This window comes from Bradyrhizobium sp. MI1.3 (assembly GCF_055811695.1).
In genome coordinates, this window is record NZ_JBVVPQ010000082.1 from 11,568 (window position 1) to 28,255 (window position 16,688).

At 63.5% G+C, this 16,688-nt stretch carries 17 protein-coding genes; 8 read left to right on the forward strand and 9 right to left on the reverse strand.

The window, feature by feature from the left end; translation table 11 throughout:
* Nucleotides 1-305 precede the first annotated feature (305 nt).
* The gene (locus tag AC0L3A_RS34745; RefSeq protein ID WP_354201730.1) at nt 306-1,592 is read left to right on the forward strand and encodes an NRAMP family divalent metal transporter; all 1,287 of its coding nucleotides are present in this window, start codon (nt 306-308) and stop codon (nt 1,590-1,592) included.
* A 143-nt stretch (nt 1,593-1,735) separates the two neighbouring features.
* Here AC0L3A_RS34745 and AC0L3A_RS34750 read toward each other — a convergent pair whose 3' ends face one another.
* Nucleotides 1,736-1,924 (reverse strand): hypothetical protein, encoded by a 189-nt coding sequence (locus tag AC0L3A_RS34750; RefSeq protein ID WP_219682386.1) that lies wholly within the window; start codon nt 1,922-1,924, stop codon nt 1,736-1,738.
* 161 nt (nt 1,925-2,085) lie between these two features.
* On the opposite strand from AC0L3A_RS34750, the gene AC0L3A_RS34755 reads away from it, so the two are divergent.
* Nucleotides 2,086-3,300, forward strand: coding sequence for a mandelate racemase/muconate lactonizing enzyme family protein (locus AC0L3A_RS34755; protein ID WP_473256074.1), 1,215 nt, complete (start codon nt 2,086-2,088; stop codon nt 3,298-3,300).
* Between the two features lie 5 nt (nt 3,301-3,305).
* Here the strand turns inward: AC0L3A_RS34755 and AC0L3A_RS34760 are convergent, their stop codons facing one another.
* From AC0L3A_RS34760 to rocF, 4 genes are all read right to left on the reverse strand, one after another.
* On the reverse strand, nt 3,306-3,602 hold the full coding sequence (locus tag AC0L3A_RS34760) for a hypothetical protein (protein WP_354128507.1): 297 nt from the start codon (nt 3,600-3,602) through the stop codon (nt 3,306-3,308).
* Nucleotides 3,603-3,702: 100 nt separating this feature from the next.
* On the reverse strand, nt 3,703-4,245 hold the full coding sequence (locus tag AC0L3A_RS34765) for a c-type cytochrome (protein ID WP_007601504.1): 543 nt from the start codon (nt 4,243-4,245) through the stop codon (nt 3,703-3,705).
* Complete coding sequence (gene soxC / locus AC0L3A_RS34770) at nt 4,232-5,503, reverse strand: sulfite dehydrogenase (RefSeq protein ID WP_354128508.1); 1,272 nt, start codon at nt 5,501-5,503, stop codon at nt 4,232-4,234. The genes AC0L3A_RS34765 and soxC overlap by 14 nt, the downstream gene beginning before the upstream one ends.
* 161 nt (nt 5,504-5,664) lie before the next feature.
* Nucleotides 5,665-6,642 carry an arginase gene (gene rocF, locus AC0L3A_RS34775; RefSeq protein WP_219682382.1) on the reverse strand — a complete coding sequence of 326 codons (978 nt, stop codon included), beginning with the start codon at nt 6,640-6,642 and terminating at the stop codon, nt 5,665-5,667.
* A gap of 245 nt (nt 6,643-6,887) precedes the next feature.
* On the opposite strand from rocF, the gene AC0L3A_RS34780 reads away from it, so the two are divergent.
* Nucleotides 6,888-7,172 carry a hypothetical protein gene (locus tag AC0L3A_RS34780; RefSeq protein WP_007601501.1) on the forward strand — a complete coding sequence of 95 codons (285 nt, stop codon included), beginning with the start codon at nt 6,888-6,890 and terminating at the stop codon, nt 7,170-7,172.
* 14 nt (nt 7,173-7,186) lie between these two features.
* Here AC0L3A_RS34780 and AC0L3A_RS34785 read toward each other — a convergent pair whose 3' ends face one another.
* Nucleotides 7,187-9,928: an EAL domain-containing protein gene (locus AC0L3A_RS34785; RefSeq protein ID WP_007601499.1), complete on the reverse strand. Its 2,742-nt coding sequence runs from the start codon at nt 9,926-9,928 to the stop codon at nt 7,187-7,189.
* 61 nt (nt 9,929-9,989) lie between these two features.
* On the reverse strand, nt 9,990-11,270 hold the full coding sequence (locus AC0L3A_RS34790; RefSeq protein WP_473256075.1) for a FecR domain-containing protein: 1,281 nt from the start codon (nt 11,268-11,270) through the stop codon (nt 9,990-9,992).
* A gap of 129 nt (nt 11,271-11,399) precedes the next feature.
* Here AC0L3A_RS34790 and AC0L3A_RS34795 point away from each other — a divergent pair, with 129 nt between their 5' ends.
* The 4 genes from AC0L3A_RS34795 (at nt 11,400) to AC0L3A_RS34810 (ending at nt 14,792) form a co-directional block, all read left to right on the forward strand.
* Nucleotides 11,400-13,196, forward strand: coding sequence for a ShlB/FhaC/HecB family hemolysin secretion/activation protein (locus tag AC0L3A_RS34795; protein ID WP_473256076.1), 1,797 nt, complete (start codon nt 11,400-11,402; stop codon nt 13,194-13,196).
* A 155-nt stretch (nt 13,197-13,351) separates the two neighbouring features.
* A complete protein-coding gene (locus tag AC0L3A_RS34800; protein WP_007601494.1) occupies nt 13,352-14,182 on the forward strand; it encodes an alpha/beta fold hydrolase in 831 nt (276 codons plus the stop codon).
* Nucleotides 14,183-14,259: 77 nt separating this feature from the next.
* Nucleotides 14,260-14,436 carry a hypothetical protein gene (locus AC0L3A_RS34805; RefSeq protein WP_157158661.1) on the forward strand — a complete coding sequence of 59 codons (177 nt, stop codon included), beginning with the start codon at nt 14,260-14,262 and terminating at the stop codon, nt 14,434-14,436.
* Between the two features lie 38 nt (nt 14,437-14,474).
* On the forward strand, nt 14,475-14,792 hold the full coding sequence (locus tag AC0L3A_RS34810) for a c-type cytochrome (protein ID WP_007601492.1): 318 nt from the start codon (nt 14,475-14,477) through the stop codon (nt 14,790-14,792).
* A 196-nt stretch (nt 14,793-14,988) separates the two neighbouring features.
* Here AC0L3A_RS34810 and AC0L3A_RS34815 read toward each other — a convergent pair whose 3' ends face one another.
* Both AC0L3A_RS34815 and AC0L3A_RS34820 read right to left on the reverse strand, forming a co-directional pair.
* A complete protein-coding gene (locus AC0L3A_RS34815; RefSeq protein WP_007601491.1) occupies nt 14,989-15,330 on the reverse strand; it encodes a phasin in 342 nt (113 codons plus the stop codon).
* A 142-nt stretch (nt 15,331-15,472) separates the two neighbouring features.
* Complete coding sequence (locus AC0L3A_RS34820) at nt 15,473-15,658, reverse strand: hypothetical protein (RefSeq protein ID WP_007601490.1); 186 nt, start codon at nt 15,656-15,658, stop codon at nt 15,473-15,475.
* Between the two features lie 588 nt (nt 15,659-16,246).
* On the opposite strand from AC0L3A_RS34820, the gene AC0L3A_RS34825 reads away from it, so the two are divergent.
* On the forward strand, nt 16,247-16,603 hold the full coding sequence (locus tag AC0L3A_RS34825; protein ID WP_007601489.1) for a hypothetical protein: 357 nt from the start codon (nt 16,247-16,249) through the stop codon (nt 16,601-16,603).
* Nucleotides 16,604-16,688: the final 85 nt, after the last annotated feature.

Genomic DNA, 16,688 nt, shown 5'->3' on the forward strand with positions numbered 1-16,688 from the left:
GGGTGGCCTCGCCCCCCCCACCACCCCCCCCCCCCCCCCGGGGCCCCCCCCCACTCCCCCCGGCGGTGCCCGGGGCGGGGGGGGCGGCGGCGGGGGGGGGGGGGGCCCCCCCCGCGCCCGGGACGCGCGCAAAGGCTGCACTGGGTATTCTTCGATGATGCACTTATACAGGTGTTTTGCCCGACGAGTCAAACGGAGATTCGCTTTATCAGAAATTGGCGAGGAGCCCGTTACGCGAAGCCCGGGAACCTTGTTCCCTCCTTGGCATTTGTGAAGGACGCGCCCCGACCGAGACCCCTCCTGCCATGACCGACAATGCTCTCGCCCCCACGAAATCCGCGCCGTCGCTGTTGCAGAGGTTGGGGCCGGGTCTCGTCACCGGGGCGGCGGACGACGATCCGTCCGGCATCGCCACCTATTCGCAGGCCGGCGCGCAATTCGGTTACGGACTGCTCTGGACGGTATTTCTGACCACGCCGTTCATGATCGCCATCCAGCTCGTCAGCGCCCGGATCGGCCGCGTCACCGGCAAGGGGCTGGCCGCCAACGTCATGCAGATCGCGCCGCGCTGGGCGGTGCTGTCGCTCGTCGCCATGCTCGTCGCCGCCAACACCTTCAACATCGCCGCCGACATCGCCGCGATGGCGGAGGCGCTCTCGCTCGTGATCGGCGGCCTCAACCACGAGCACGCGCTGATCTTCGCGGCGGGCTCGACCCTGCTGCAGGTGTTCCTGCCCTATCGGCGCTATTCGCCGGTGCTGAAATTTCTCACCTTGGCGCTGTTCGCCTATGTCGCGACCGCCTTCACGGTCGAGATCCCGTGGAGCACGGCGCTGCTCGCGGCGGTGTGGCCGAAGACGAATGTCAGCGCCGATTATTTCATGATGGTCGTCGCCGTGCTCGGCACCACGATCAGCCCGTATCTGTTCTTCTGGCAGGCCTCGCAGGAGATCGAGGAGATGAACCAGGGCAGGCGCGACAAGCCGCTGCGCGAGCTGAAGCACGGCGGCAGTCCGGAGCTGGCGCGCATCCGAGCCGACACCATCTCCGGCATGCTGCTCTCCAACGGCATCGCCTTCTTCATCATCCTCACCACCGCGTCGGTGCTGCACGCGAATGGCGTCACCAACATCAATTCGGCGACGGAGGCCGCCGAAGCGCTGCGGCCGCTCGCCGGCGACTTCACCTTCGCCCTGTTCGCGATCGGCATCATCGGCACCGGCCTGCTCGCAATTCCGGTGCTGGCGGGCTCGGCCGCTTACGGCGTGGCGGAGATCTTCGGCTGGCGCGCGACGCTGGAGGCGAAGCCCGACGAGGCGGTCGGCTTCTACACCATCATCGCCGCCGCCACCATCATCGGCTTCGGTCTAGGGTTCACCGGCATCGACTCGATCCACATGCTGGTCTGGAGCGCCGTGCTCAACGGCGTCGTCGCCGTTCCGATCATGGCCATGATGATGCTGATCGTCTCGAGCAAGGCGATCATGGGTCGCTTCAAGGGCCGGTCATGGCTCGTCGCGCTGGGCTGGCTCGGCACCGCGCTGATGGCGCTGGCCGTGCTCGCCCTGCTCGGCTCGTCATTGATCGGCTGACTAACCTTGCGACAAGGCTGCCGATATCTGCGAGGCGATGATGAAGGCCGCGAACACCGCCGGCACGCCGATGAAGCGCAGGAATTGGTCTATCGAAAGCATCGCTGTCTCCCGCAAGACAAAAAATGTTTGCGCCCGCTGCGCTATTCCACCCCGTGCGCAGCGTGCTGATCGGCCGTCAGAAACTGATCGGAAATGGCGGCTCCACTCATCGTGAGCAGCGCCAGGATCGAAATCACAGCCAGAAATTTCATGGCCGGAGGGTCGATCCCGATTGTGGCCAAAAACGTCAAAGCATGGTCCCTTTTCAGGACAACCCCGGGAAAGATCATGGCTGTCCCCACCGGATTTTCCCTTAGAATGGCGGGAAGGGCCTTCCAGGCGCCCCTCGCCGGGCTTCACTGCGCAGGACCGTTCGCCTAACAATCCTGGCTGGAGCCGGGCTTGCGAGCCGGCCAAAGAAAAAAAGCGCCGCCGGGCGACAGGGAGCGACATGACCAGATCGTCGAAAGCAACAAGCCTCGAAATCCTCGCCTGCGATGCCGGCTGGAGAAACTACCATTTCGTCAAGCTGACGACCGAAGACGGCGTCGTCGGCTGGAGCGAGTTCGACGAGGGTTTTGGCTCACCCGGCGTCGGTGCTGCGATCCAGCGCCTGTCCGCCCGCGTCGTCGGGCAGAACGTTTTCCGGCACGAGCGCATCTACGCCGAGCTGTTCGCGGCCACACGTCCCGCCGCCGGCGGCGTGGTGGCGCAGGCGCTCGGCGCGATCGAGAATGCGCTGCTCGATGCCAAGGCGAAATGTCTCGGCGTGCCCTGCTACGAACTGCTCGGTGGCAAGATCCGCGACCGTGTCAGGGTCTATTGGTCGCATTGCGCAACGTGGCGGATCAATCACCCGTCCTGGTACAAGCCGCCGATCGAGAACCTCGACGGCGTCAAGGCAATGGGACGCGAGGTGCTCGAGAAGAAGTTCACCGCGCTCAAGACCAACATCTTCTCCTACGACGACGGCAAGCCAACCGGTTGGCGACCGGGTTTCGGCTCGCCCTTCGCCCCCGAGATCAACGTCGATCGCAAAATCCTGCGCGACCTGCGCATGCATCTGGAGGCGATCCGCGACGGGGCAGGCCCCGACGTCGACATCCTGCTTGATTGCAACTTCAACGCCAAGACCGAGGGCTATCTGGAGATCCTGCGCACCATCGCCGACCTCGACATGTTCTGGATCGAGATCGACAGTTTCAATCCGGAAGCGCTCGGTTACATCCGCAGGCAAAGCCCGCATCCGATCTCGTCCTGCGAGACGCTATTGGGCCTGCGCGAATTCCTGCCCTATTTCCGCGAGCAGGCCATGGACGTCGCGATCATCGACACGCCCTGGAACGGCGTCTGGCAGTCGATGAAGATTGCAGCCGCTGCGGACGCGTTCGAAATCAACGTTGCCCCGCATAATTTCTACGGCCATCTCTGTTCGATGATGAACGCGCATTTCTGCGCCGCCGTGCCGAACCTGCGCATCATGGAGATCGACATCGATCGCCTGGCGTGGGACCGCGAGCTGTTCACGCATGAGCCGGATATTCAGAACGGCCATCTGGTCATTCCGGACCGACCCGGCTGGGGCACCGATCCGAACGAGGAAGCCCTTCGCGCGCATCCGCCGAAGACCAGCGGCGGATTGCTCAACTACGGTCGCAAGAACTAGACGTCTTACGGCGTCACTGGATTGACGGTCGGGGACGTCTTTGGCCCCGGCCGCGCCGGCTCGATCGGTGATTTCGGTTCGGTCGGGAGAATTTTGGCACCTGCGGCGCGTACGGCCTCGCCAGTGGTCGCATACATCGCGACGTGAGCAGGCTGCGTCTTGGCCCGATTCCATGGTCCGTGATCGACGATGAGCATCGCAGCAATCGTCACCGCGGCCACAATCAACGCGATCACGCCGGGATGGCGAAGCGCCGAGGACATGGAATTTGCGAAGCGATCCGTTGCCATCGTGGAATCCATAGGTTTTTCCTCTCGCAGGTTAATGCAATTGCGTCCTGCGAGTTCCGCCCTTGCCGAGCCAAGTTCCAAGCCAATGCGGGAACCTGACGCCACAAGGCGCTCAGTGTTTCACATCCGGCCGCGCATCGCCGACGAACCGGTCGCGATTCGGCATCTTGACCGCCGCGAGCGATTTGGCATCGAGCGTCGCGTCCGCTCCGACCAGTCCATTCAGGTTCAGGATGTACGCGGACACCGCATAAACCTCCTCATCGCTCAGCGATTGCGGTGCGTTCTGCGGCATCGCACGGCGGATGTAGTCGAACAGCGTCGGCGCATACGGCCAATAGCTGCCGACCGTGCGGATCGGCTTTGGTGTTGCGATCGTGCCCTGCCCACCGACGAGCCGGTCACCCAGCCCGCCCTCGCCCTTGTCGCCATGGCATGATGCACATTGCTGGGCGAACACCTCGCGACCACGACTGACCGAGCCACTTCCCTTCGGCAGATTGCTGCCGTCGCGTCCGACGTCGATATTCCAGCCAGCAATCTCCGCAGCCGTCGCGGGACGTCCGAGGCCGTACAGAGTCTGTGCCTGCGCCCCGCTCGCGAACGCACACAGCACGATGACAACAGCAATGCCGCAAGTCTCACGCCAGCGCATTGGTCACCTCGCCGTCGGCCGCGATGCGCCAGGGCCAGATCGCGTTGTTGTGGTAGAAATAGTTCTCGCCGCGCACCGCGAGCAACTCGGCCAGAGTCGGCTGCACATAGCCGGTTTCGTCGATGGCACGGCTCTGGATCACGGCAGGCTTGCCGTCCCACTGCCAGGGCAGGCGAAAGCGTGTCAACGCACGCGTCAGCACCGGCTCCTGCAATTGCGCGCTTTGCCAACTCTTTCCCTCGTCGACGGACAGTTCGACGCGCGCGATCTTGCCATGCCCGCTCCACGCGATGCCGGTGATCTCGTGGAAGCCGGGCGCGCCCAGGCGTTGGCCGCCGGAGGGCCTCGTGATGATCGACTTCGCCTCCATGTAGAACGAAAATTCACGCGCGGTGCCGTCTGGCAGCAGGTCGGTGTATTTCGAGGTCTCCTCGCGCGAATAAACCGGCTCAGCCGTCACATGCAGGCGGCGGAGCCACTTCACGCTCATATTGCCCTCGAAGCCTGGCAGGAAGAGCCGCAGCGGATAGCCCTGCTGCGGGCGCAGCCGCTCCCCGTTCTGGCTGTAGACCAGCATGGCGTCCTCGAGGCATTTCTCGATCGGGATGCTGCGGGTCAGCGCAGCCGCGTCGGCACCTTCGGCGACGATCCATTTGGCATCCGGCTTCAATCCGGCCTCCTGGAGCACCAGCTTGAGGCTGACGCCGGTCCATTCTGCACAACTCACCAGACCTACAAGGTCCGACGCAGTCTTGCCGTAAGGCTTGCTGTAGCCGGGATTGCCGGAGCATTCGAGAAAGTGGACGCGCGATTCCGACGGGAAACGCCTGAGATCGTCCATTGTGAAGATCAGCGGACGCTCGACCAGCCCGTGCAGCATCAACCGGTGCTGGGCCGGATCGATGGTCGGAACGCCGCCATGATGACGCTCGTAAAACAGTCCGTTCGGCGTGATGATGCCATCGAGCTCCTGCAACGGCGTCCGGCTGGAGGCAGAGATGTACTGCTTGAGCGTCTTCGAGATGTTCTTGACGACGCCCTTCTCGAACGGCGATGGCGCGCCATAGAGCTGGCCTCCCGTCGGCTCGCCCGGCGCCTTCATCCATTCGGGAATGTTGGGTGGAAGATTGTCGGTCGCGGCGGCAACCGATGCGCCGGCGCCCAGGACAGTGCCACCCGCAGCCGCCGCGCCGGCGCGCAGAAAGCGACGGCGAGTCGTGCCCGCAGGTTTGTCGTCGGCGTCGCTCGTGCTGCTCATTTGCGGATCCTCGGCTGAAGCGCGACCCGCATGAAACATTCTGCGACGAGCATTTGCAATTCGCACCTGTTTCAAAAACAGGCGATTTCGACCTCGACTGATCTAAATCTGGCGGGCGCGACGGCAATTCTCTTCTTCGCAATGCACAAACGGCTCATCCATCACTCGCCCGGCGCGATCGCATTGCTGGGGGTTGGCCGGTCGGCGATCTGCTGGCCGAACAGGCTGCCGATCAGTTCGACCGCGGTGCGCGCGGTGCGGCCACGCTCGTCGAGGAACGGATTGAGCTCGACGATGTCGACTGAACCGACTACGCCGGAATCGTGCAGGAGCTCCATGATCAGATGCGCCTCACGATAGGTCGCTCCGCCCGGCACCGTCGTGCCCACGCCGGGTGCGACGCAGGGGTCGAGAAAATCGACGTCGAAGCTGACATGCAGCACGCCGTTGCTGGCCCTGACGCGCTCGATGACGCGACGGATCAGCACGGCGACGCCGAATTCGTCGATCTGGCGCATATCGACAACCCTGATCCGGCGCGTGCGCATCAACTCCTTTTCGAGCTTGTCGATTGAGCGCGCGCCGAACAGGTCGAGCCTGTCGGGATCGATCGGGGCGCGCGGATCATCGCCGAGCAAGCCGTCGAGGCCGGGTTCGCCGCAAAGGAATGCCGCCGACATGCCGTGCATGTTGGCGGTGATCGTCGTCTCAGGCGTGTTGTAATCGGCATGCGCATCGAGCCAGAGCACGAACAGCTCGCGTCCGCGCTCCTGCCAGTGACGGGCCATGGCATTCACCGATCCCATCGACAATGTGTGATCGCCACCGAGGAAAATCGGCAGCGCGCCGGTTTTCGCGATCTCGTAGCCTCTGCGGCTCAGCACGCGCGTCCAGCGCTGGATTTCGCGGTAGTGATTGGCTTTGTCGGGGGGCCTGTCTGCGAGGTCCCGGAGCTCGCCCACGGAGAGATCTCCGTAATCGACGACCTCGAAATCCAGGCTCTCTAGCAGTGTCGCAAGGCCGGCGGTGCGGAGCGCCGCAGGGCCCATCAGAGTACCGCGCTGCGAAGCCCCCATGTCGATGGGAGCGCCGAGCAGGGCGATGCGCCGGGCTCGATCCGTCGTGGTCCGGTCAGTCACAGCTGTCTCCTGAGATCAGCAAGATTGAGCCAGCCTAACAGAGATTCGCACCCGTCGTTTCACGGGGAAGGTCCACGCAGGGGCGCATCGTCCCGGAACAAAAGCCCGCGCGCCGAATTGCTCATCCAAGGCCGGTACCCGCCGTAAAAACCACGGCGCCTGTCGCGGATAGCCAAAGGTCATGCGACCCGCTGTTCAGAACGAGCGCTCGCGCGGATAGCCAAAGGTACCGGCCTCCGCCGCACATGATCAGCCTGGAGGTTGCGCACTTGAGCACGGAGATCCCGCAGTCCACTTCACATCCCGGCATGGCCGAGCGCGCCATCGATGCCGCGACGGACGTATCCCGCACCATCGGTGAAGTCGCAGGTGGCCTGCATGCAGCTGTCGACCGCATGACCTCCGCAATCGACGATGCGCGAAAGCCGGGCCGGCCCCTCGCGACCGTCGCTGCGATCACGCGCGAAGCGCCGCTTGCCAGCCTGTTCGTTGCTTTCCTGTTCGGCGTCGCGGTCGCGCGTCGGCGCTAAATCGTAACAGGTGTTCAGGCGGCGCTGACGGCCGCGCACTCGGACGCGAGGAATTGTCGCTCGAATGCCTCCGCCGGCATCGGACGGCCAAAGAAATAGCCCTGGCCTTCCTCGCATCCCATGCTCACCAGGAAGTCGGCCGTAGCGCGATTCTCGATGCCTTCGGCCACGACCGTGAGACCGAGCTGCTTGCTGAGACCGATGGTCGACCCGACAATCGCGGCATCGTCGGAGTTCGCGAGCAGACCGAGCACGAACGACCGGTCGATCTTGAGCCCATCGAGCGGGAACTTCTTCAAATAGCTCAGGCTCGCATAGCCAGTGCCGAAATCGTCGAACAGGACGCGGACGCCGAGCTGCTGGATGCGTTTGAACATATCGAGCACCCGGGCTTCGTCGTGAAGCAGGATGTCCTCGGTGACCTCGAGTTCGAGCAGCGACGGCGTGAGCCCCGTCGCTTCGAGCATCCCCGCAACCGAATGCGCGAGGTCGCCGGAGTGGATCTGCGAGGGCGACAAATTGATCGCGACGCGCACACTGTCGCCGGACAATTCCCAGGCGCGTGCCTGCCGGCAGGCAGTTTCCATCACCCAGTTTCCGATCCGCTCGGACAGGGCTGAGCTATTGACCACCGGCATGAACTCTCCTGGCGAAACGTAGCCGCGCACGGGATGCCGCCAGCGGATCAGCGCTTCGGCCCCGACCAGGCTGGCGTCGATCAGGCGAACCTGAGGCTGGTAGAACAGCTCGAACTCGCCGCGATCGGCGGCAAGCGCCAATTCACTCTCCAGCGTCAGCCGGTTCTCCAGCTCCTGCCGGATCGCGCTCTCGAAGACCACATAACCGCCGCGCCGCGTCAGTTTTGCCTTGGTCAACGCAAGATGGCCGTTGCTCAGGAGATCGTCGGTGTTGTGTCCGCCTTCTGGATGGACGGCGACGCCGATGCTGATCCTGACGCGATGCTGCCGCGTGCCGGTCGCAAGCGGCGCTTCGAACGCGCGCGCGATGCGCTCGGCGAACTCTGCGATCGGCTCGTCGCCATCTGCGCCTTTGCGCGCAATGGCGAATTCGTCTCCGCTGAGCCGGGCAACGACAGCGTCGTCGCCCGTTTCAGCTTTCAGGCGACCAGCGACCGCCTGCAGCACGAGATCTCCGGCGGAATGACCCAGCATGTCATTGATGCTCTGGAAGCCGTCGAGCCCGATCACGAGCAGCGCGACCTTGCAGGGGCGCTGCCCCGCATCCCCGATCATGCCGACCAGTCCGGCATGCAGCGTGTTGCGGTTGACCAGACCGGTCAGCGCGTCGTACTCGGCGAGATATCTGACGCGTTCGGCCTCGCGCTTGCGGACCGAAATGTCGCGCAGGATGGCTCCGTATTGGAAGCCGTCCGTTCCCTGCCAGCCCGAGAAGCTCGCCTCGACCGGGAAAGTTTCACCGTTCTTGCGCCGCCCTTCGAACTCGACGACGACCGCCCCACCGGGGACCAGGAGTGCCTGGCGCGCGGCGTCGCGCATGGACGGCCTCGCGTCACCGTCCACTGATACGGCGCACAGCGTTTCGAACGGGCGGCCGATGATCTCGGCGGGCATATAGCCGAAGATCGCACTGGCGCCGGGATTCCACACGGCGATCAGCTGACCTTCGTCGGTGCAGACGAGGCCATCGCCGAGCGACATCGCGATACGATGAAAGCGGCTTTCGGCGATGCGCCCCAGGAGACCGCGGAAATCGATTTCGTCGAGTGCGATCGCCGTCAGATAAGCGACAATCGCGATGTGGAACAGCGATGTGTCGATGATGAAGGGCCATCTTGCCTGCACGAGGACCGCAACCAGCTCGAAGACCGCCCCGGCCGAGATCAGGATTGCAACGCGAATTCCCGGTCCGAAGCGGCGCCACGAATACACCATCAGCAGGCAGACCACAGCGAGACTCAGGATCATGCCGATATCGGAGGTCCAGCGCAGCATCCGGTTCTGCAGGATCGATTCCGCTGCCAGCGCCTGGAGCATGGGTCCGGAGATGATGCGGCCATTTGGAACGCTGAAGCGGTCCCCGAGTTCGAGCGCCGTCGCACCAATGATGACCTTCTTGTCTCTCAGCTTGTCGAGCGCGGCGGTTTCACCGCGGAGCACGTCGACATAGGAGACACTCGGAACCGAGCCCGCCCGAATACTAAAATCGATCAGGAACGGCGACCGCCGATTTGCGTCCTGCCCGGCCAATACGACTGCCATCGACGGCATCAAGGCATCGCCGAGCTTCTCGCCGAATGGATATCGGCGAACGAGCCCGTCGGATTCGATCGCGACATTGACCAGCGCCGGCCACGACTGGTTGCTGAACGGCTTCAGGGGGCGATTGATGTGAGCTGCGCCACCATTCGGCGTCGGCTGCTTGAAGGAGGGCAGGATGGTCGAGCCGCCGGCCTCACGCAGTGCGTTCACGAAGGCCTCGTCGGAGGCTGGATCGGATGGCGAGCTGAAATCGACGTCGAAGGCGACGTCCTGCGCCCCCGCGGCCTCTAACCTGTGCAACAATTCCGCGTGCAGCCGGCGCGGCCAGGGCCACACCCCGATCTGCTCGATCGAGGGCGCGTCGATGGCGACCACGACGACGTTGCCACTCGCTGCACGCGATTGCCAAGCGAACCGCAGGTCGGTCAGCGCGTTGCGAAGCGCACCATGCCACCCCGTGGACAGCACGATCGCCAGCGCGATCACGACCAGAATATGCGGACGATAGCGCTTCACTCCGATCCTCCCGCGCACCCGCTTCTGCGGTTGCGCCCCCCTCATCCCCTAAGAAATCGCCTCAGTGCCTGTTGTGGCCAAAGGCATTGCCGTGGCCATCGCTGCCGTTGCCGCCGCCATTGCCGTTGCCGTTACCGTTGTTGCCCCTCCCGTTACCGGTGGCGCCGTTGTTGCCGTTACCGTCGCCGGAATTCCCATTGCCGGAATTGCCGTTACCGGAGTCGCCCCTGCCGGGGTTGGACTTGCCGCTGGCATTTCCGCTGCCGCCGCCAGAGCCGTCGCTGGACGCGCCGGCCGTCGTCGCGGCTATTGTCATGCTCGCAGCCGAGGAGCTGGTGCTGCCAGCCGTCACGCCGCTGCTCGTGGTGACCGCAGTCTGGACGGTGCTGTTGGATGCCGTCGTGCTCGCTTTCGAGTCGCTCCAGACCGTCTCGGTGCTGGCGTGCGCATTGCGCACCTGTCCGGGAGCACCGCCGCCGTGGGCGAGCCCGTGCGTGACCTTGTGGACGTTCAGCTTGACCTCGCCGAGCGAATTCGAAATGCGCACGACGCCGGGCTTGGCAGCACCGCCCTTGGAGGTGTGAGCTCCGGCCGCCTGTTGCGATTGCTTGAGTGCGCCGGCCGCCTTGGCGCCCTTGTCGATCGGACCGAGCGCATGGATCGAATGGCCGTTCGCCGCGTTGCGCGGGGCCGACAGGCCCGATTTCGGCACGAGGACGCGCTCGATGCTCGAGGCGCGCGGCTTGCCGTGCTCGATCGGATTGAAGGTCCCGGACCCGCTTAGAGAGAGGCCGGGCTTGCCATGCTCGAAGACGGTGGCGGCCTGCCCCGGCAGGACCTGGGCGATCTGTCCCGTCTTGAAGTCGGAGACCTCGACCTGGCCGCGAAGCACGCCGACCTTGGTGCTCCCCGCATTCACGGTGACGCTGAATTGCGTTCCCTTGACCACGGCGGCGAGATAGGGCGTCTCCACCTCGAAATGCTTGACGTTGCGCTTCTCGACCTCGAGCAGGATCGAACCTGCCTGCTGGATGATGGTCGTGGAAAGGCCCTCCTTGCTCTCAGCCGGCAAGCCGATCACCGAGTTGGGAGAGATCAGGATCGTTTCCTCACCGCGGACGAGCAGCACACGGCCATTACGCCCGGTGCGAATGGTGTCGCCGGGCTTGAGTGCCTCCTGCTGATTCAACGAAACCTGCTGCGCGCCGCTGGTGGCGACCCAGACCTCGCCGGTGGCCTTGCCGACCGACCAGATGCCATCGTCCGCGGCGGATGCGGCGGAAGCCGTTCCCAGGATCAGCGCAGCCGCGAAGGCGCACCGCATTCCAATTTTGCTCAGCATGACGATCCTCAGTCCGCGTTACAGCCAGCCTGAGGGGTATCCGAAATCACTCAACATAGGATTAGCGGGAAGCGGCCAGTGGAGCGCTCACGTTAACCGTTCATTGACCATAAAAAACTATGAAAAATCATGTGGCTAACGAACCCTCACCGCATCAGGGGCACATCTCCGTCGAACTACGGGGACGGGCGCGTCGCGCGCGCCGGGAAGCGGCATCTCATTACCACAATGGCGCTGTTGGCGCCGTTCTTCGCGGGAGTTCCTCAGGCTTTCGCGCAGCAGGCGAGCCAGCCTGGCTTCGATCCGCGCCAACCTGAGAAATATTTTGAAAACCAAACCGAGCGGGAATCGCTGAGCCGTCCTCCGGTCAGGCTACCAACAGTCGACCAGCCCAGCACCGGCGGCGATACCAAGCCTCAGTTCGTGCTGCGCGGCATCCACGTCAGCGGAGCCCGGGCCGTTTCCCCCGATCGCATCGCCGCGGTCTATCAGCCCTATGTCGGCAAGAAGGTTTCGCAGGCGGATCTCGCCGTGATCGCCGGCGCGATCAGCGATCTCTACCGTGCCGATGGTCTTCACTTGAGCCGTGCGATCGTGCCGCCGCAGGATATCGCCGATGGCCTGCTCCGGATCCAGGTGATCGAAGGCGCCATCGTCCAGGCCGAGCTGAAAGGCGATGGCGCCGAACAGTTCGGCGTGAGACCGATGCTTGGGCCGGTTCTGGCCGAGCAACCGTCGCGCCTGACGACGCTGGAACGCCAGCTCTTTCTCATTAACGGCAGACCTGGCGTCCGGATCACCGATACCGCACTGGAGGAGATCGGCGGGGCAACCGGCCGCTTCCGCCTCGTCGTCTATTTGAAGACCTGGCACGTCTTCTCGTCGTTCGGTCTGGACAATCTCGGCTCATCATCAGTCGGTCCGTGGCAGACATACGCGACCGGCGCGTTCAACTCCTATCTCACGCCCGGCGACACGCTGGCGGTCAACCTGTCGACCATCGCCAACGCCCCCCGCCAGCTTGGCTTCGCACGGCTGTCCTACGATGCACCCGTCGGCATCGACGGCGTGCGCCTCGGCGGGTCCGTCCTATACAGCGCGGTCAGGCCGGGCGATGTCCGCCGCCTCGACAGCGACATCACCACAACCGAAGCGTTCGAGCTGCGTGCCAGCATCGTCCCACTGCAGTCGCGATTGTCCTCGCTGACCCTGACTGCGGCGACGACCTTCAGCAACGTGTCCGAGCATGACCTTTACGGCGCCTGGTACAACGACCACATCAGGACAGCGAGCCTGATCGCCGACTACCGGCTTCAGGATCATTTCGGCGGCACCAATTTCGCGACGCTGACCTACCGCCAGGGCCTCGACATCTTCGGTGCCTCGCATTTCGACGACGATCTGTTGTCGCGCGATGGCGCGTCATCGAACTTCTCGGTGCTAAACCTCTGGTTCACGCGCTACCAGACGCTCAACGACGTCTGGTCGCTCAAGCTTTCCGCTGCGAGCCAGACGGCGTCACGGCCGCTGTTCACCTCGCAGCAATTCTATCTCGGCGGCGCTGCCTTCGGGCGCGGCTATGGCGCAGCAGAGATCAGTGGGGACAACGGTCTTGCCGGCTCACTCGAGCTGCGCTTCGACCAGAAGCTCAATTTCCGTTACTGGACCGGCTATCAGCTCTATGCCTTCGGTGACGCCGGCGCAGTCTGGAACGACGGTTACCGCCTGAGCGACGGCCTGTCGCTGACCTCGGCCGGAGCTGGCGTGCGGTTCTTCCTGCCGGCCGATTTCCAGGCTGATCTCGGCGTGGCTGTCCCCCTGAGCTACCGGGCGCCCGACAACGAGCGCCGCAGCCCGCGCCTCCTTTTTACTTTGACTAGCGCGTTGCGGCTCTGCTCCGAACGCGGCAAGGGCGGTTGTCTGTAAATCCCTTGCCCTTCGCGCTGTGCCTCCGACATGCGGCCCTTTTTGGGGCGCGGCGCACAGGCTTGCCTAAATTTAATCCCGTAGCCTGCTCACGATCGCTCGATCCGGGAGTTCCCAATAGCCATGTTCAGTCAAAAGTGATTTGAGACGGAACCATGAAAAGGGTGTTTGCAGTTCTGGCGTTTCTCTGCGTCCTCGGCGTCGGCCAATATTTCGTGGTCAGCCGGTTCGCGATCCGCCATGAGGTTTTGACCCTGTTCGACGCCGCGCGCCAGCGGCCGATCGCGGTCGAAATCGCTGTACGGCGCGATTACGAGACCAAGGCCAATCTCGGCCTCTGGAAGCTCCCGCTCGCCATCATCAGCAACGGCAATACCGTCAAGGCCACCGAATATTCCTTCCTCGCCAACGTGCTCGCCGCACGCGGTTATCTCGTCGCCAGCATCCAGCAGGATCTGCCGAGCGATCCGCCCCTGATGACCAAGGCCGGCCAGCAATATGTCGGCCGGCGCGAGGTCTATATCCGCTGCGAGGCCAACATCCTCTTCACCTTGGGCGAGTTGAAGCGGCGGCAGGACAACGCCGACTACGACCACATCACGCTCGTCGGCCATTCCAACGGCGGCGACGTTTCGATGTATGTCGCTCATCAGCACCCGGAGCTGGTGTCGAAAGTGATCACGCTGGACAATCTGCGGGTGCCTTTCGTGCTTAGCGACCACATGAAGATCCTGTCGTTCCGCTCGAAGGATCCGCATTTTGTAACCGATCCCGGCGTGCTGCCGACGCCGGAAGAGGCCAAGGCGCGCGGCATTGATATTATCCACACTGGCGCACAGCATACCGAGATGAGCGATCGCGGTCCCGATGCGGTCAAGGAGAAGATCCAGGCAACACTGGACCGCTTCCTGCGCGACAGCGCCAGCAGCGCGCTCGCGCCGGCCGATACACGAAGCCCGATGATCATGAACCCCGGCGACTATTAGTCTGGCCCCTTTGCGGCAGATCAAGGCTGCCGCGAGCCGACCACGATAGAAAGGGCCTCGCCATCTCGGAGAGGCACGTGTCGCACTCCATCGAAAGCCTTGATACGAAAAGACTCGATACGACAAGCTTTGCCCTGCCTGCGGCAAGGACGCCGAGATTCGCCCGGCATCTCTATCGTTCGGCTCGCAAGCTGCTGCGGTCGATCATTGCCCGCATCGACCTCTCGCAGTATCCGGGTTCGTGCTGCGGATGAGGACGGCGTCGCGAGCCAACAACACACAGGGTTGCTCTATGCACCGGCATTTGAGACGAATTTGCCTGCTGGTTGCCGTGGCCTCGAGCGTGGGCACGTCGTCCGCTCTCGCCGCCGATGCAGATCACGGCGCCGACCTTGCGAGGCGCTGGTGCGCCAGCTGCCATGTCGTGGCGAACGGCCAAACACAGGCGAGTGCCGACGTCCCCTCTTTCGTGTCCGTTGCGCGCAGGCCTGACTTCAGTTCGGAAAGGCTCGCCTTTTTCCTGCTAGACCCGCACCCGAAAATGCCGAATTTCCCCTTGAGCCGGATCGAAGCCGGCGATATCGCAGCCTACATCGCATCGCTGCGTTAGCAGAGCGACCGATTGGTCAAAACACCTGCGACAGATGCAAATCCCTGCCTGAGAACCGACAAGGATTAGCGGAAAGGATGATGGGCGGCGAATGAGGTCCATTCGACAGCCCATCATGGACCGGCACCAGTATCGATGTGCAAATATTCACGCCGCGTAAGTCCAATCTGTGCACGCGCCGTGAACACACCGAGAATCAGGACTTGCCCTTCCCCGGCTGCATGAGACTGCCGGTCATCTGGCGCATGTGGTCTCCGGCACTGGTGAACTGGCTGCGCAGGAAATCCGATTGGATTCGCATCGCCTCCTGAAGGTCGGTGGCATGGACGAGCTTGCGAGCATGCTCGAACGCCGACTTCATGTTCTGCTCGGTGAAAGCGAGCGCTTGCTTCGACACGTCCGCCCCCGCGCCCGGAACGGTCGTCATCGATTTGGTGGCGGCTTCGAAAAACATGCCGAATGCCTTTTCCGCCTGGTCAATCGTCTTCTCGGCCAGGTCGCGCAGTTCGGCCGGAACTTCGAGCTTCGGTTCGATCATGGTCGCACTCCTCCCGTTTTCAGAATTGAATACCACACTTGCCGGATCGCCTGCCAGCGTCCAGCCGGAGGAAGACGTCGCCCGGCGGCCGGCTCTGGCAGGAAAACGAAGGGCAAGGCGTAAGGCCGGCGCGCAGGCAGGCTCAGGACAGGGGGTGTTCGGGGAGAGCTTCTTCGGTAGCGAGGTCTTCGACGAGCTTGATGACCTCGAAACGCTGCCGGGGCGCGAGCTTCAGAAACGCGCGGAGCAGGCGCAGGCTTTCGACGGTGCCGCTTGCAGGCGCGCCGAGCTTGAGGTGCAGCTCAGCTGCGAAATTAAGGTTCTTCATCTCGCACCTATGACAAGCATCGGACTTCGTGATCCAACATCGAGATCCCAACTAAGAACCAAACGCCACACCCGGATGCCACAACCGGATGCAATGGCGACAGCTCGCTTTCGGCCGGAGGGGCCGGGTGTGTTCGCACGCCGAGCCACATGTGCAAGCAAGCACACCTAAGCAGGTTGCAACTATGTCAAGAAACAACCCCTCCGGCAAGCCTAACAGTTGGCGCAGCGATGCTCCGTCTGCATCGCACCACGGCAATTCCGGATAACAGGAATATGGCCCGCCGTCACCCACCTGCGTCAAGAAGCGTCATCGATCAGCATCCAGCCTCGATCGCCGTCAATCGACGCCGCAATTCGTGTTGTTTCGGATGTGAATGGATGTTGGTGGACGCGAATTAGTGCTTCTTCAGCGTATACACGTAATTGTTGAGTCCGGCATCGGCGGTTGTATCGTCGACGAAATAAACGTCGTGAACCGTTTTCGAGGAACAAACGACAAAGCGGTGGCGGAACAGTCACGCAGATCACGGGCGCCGTGGCCGATGCATTGATCGATTCTGGCGCCCCAGCACCAAAGGACGACGGCATGCTTTCTCGCTGCGATCTCATCAAGGGCGCCGCAGTCGCGCTTCTCACCTTCTCGATACCAAGCGCGTGGGCGCAGGAGACCAGGATGAACCTGTTCAAGATCGTCACCATCAAGGACGAAATCGTCGTCGGATTGTCGACGGAGGAGCTTCAGGCCCTCGGCGGCAATGATGCCAGCGCCGTTGCACACGCCTTGGCGCAGAAGGGCGATCTCACCGTCTGGCAATACAACGTGCATCGCGGTCCGAACGGCGAATTGCAGCAAGCGCCGACCGCCAGAATCGGGCTTTTGGCCAACGCCTCACTGCGGGTCGAGCCCTATGCCACGACCTACCAGATCCTACCGCATCCCTAAGCAGGAGACCCGGGGGGGGGGGGGGGGGGGGGGGGGGGGGGGGGGGGGGGGGGGGGGGGGGGGGGGGGGGGGGGGGGGGGGGGGG

What these genes read in the sequence shown, in the direction of transcription:
- AC0L3A_RS34820 (WP_007601490.1), bottom strand. Translation starts at nt 15,658, where the DNA reads ATGAAGAACCTTAATTTCGCAGCTGAGCTGCACCTCAAGCTCGGCGCG.
- AC0L3A_RS34750 (WP_219682386.1), bottom strand. Translation starts at nt 1,924, where the DNA reads ATGATCTTTCCCGGGGTTGTCCTGAAAAGGGACCATGCTTTGACGTTT.
- AC0L3A_RS34815 (WP_007601491.1), bottom strand. Translation starts at nt 15,330, where the DNA reads ATGATCGAACCGAAGCTCGAAGTTCCGGCCGAACTGCGCGACCTGGCC.
- AC0L3A_RS34765 (WP_007601504.1), bottom strand. Translation starts at nt 4,245, where the DNA reads ATGCGCTGGCGTGAGACTTGCGGCATTGCTGTTGTCATCGTGCTGTGT.
- AC0L3A_RS34755 (WP_473256074.1), top strand. Translation starts at nt 2,086, where the DNA reads ATGACCAGATCGTCGAAAGCAACAAGCCTCGAAATCCTCGCCTGCGAT.
- AC0L3A_RS34760 (WP_354128507.1), bottom strand. Translation starts at nt 3,602, where the DNA reads ATGGATTCCACGATGGCAACGGATCGCTTCGCAAATTCCATGTCCTCG.
- AC0L3A_RS34790 (WP_473256075.1), bottom strand. Translation starts at nt 11,270, where the DNA reads ATGCTGAGCAAAATTGGAATGCGGTGCGCCTTCGCGGCTGCGCTGATC.
- AC0L3A_RS34795 (WP_473256076.1), top strand. Translation starts at nt 11,400, where the DNA reads ATGTGGCTAACGAACCCTCACCGCATCAGGGGCACATCTCCGTCGAAC.
- AC0L3A_RS34810 (WP_007601492.1), top strand. Translation starts at nt 14,475, where the DNA reads ATGCACCGGCATTTGAGACGAATTTGCCTGCTGGTTGCCGTGGCCTCG.
- AC0L3A_RS34800 (WP_007601494.1), top strand. Translation starts at nt 13,352, where the DNA reads ATGAAAAGGGTGTTTGCAGTTCTGGCGTTTCTCTGCGTCCTCGGCGTC.
- AC0L3A_RS34825 (WP_007601489.1), top strand. Translation starts at nt 16,247, where the DNA reads ATGCTTTCTCGCTGCGATCTCATCAAGGGCGCCGCAGTCGCGCTTCTC.
- AC0L3A_RS34780 (WP_007601501.1), top strand. Translation starts at nt 6,888, where the DNA reads ATGATCAGCCTGGAGGTTGCGCACTTGAGCACGGAGATCCCGCAGTCC.
- AC0L3A_RS34745 (WP_354201730.1), top strand. Translation starts at nt 306, where the DNA reads ATGACCGACAATGCTCTCGCCCCCACGAAATCCGCGCCGTCGCTGTTG.
- soxC (WP_354128508.1), bottom strand. Translation starts at nt 5,503, where the DNA reads ATGAGCAGCACGAGCGACGCCGACGACAAACCTGCGGGCACGACTCGC.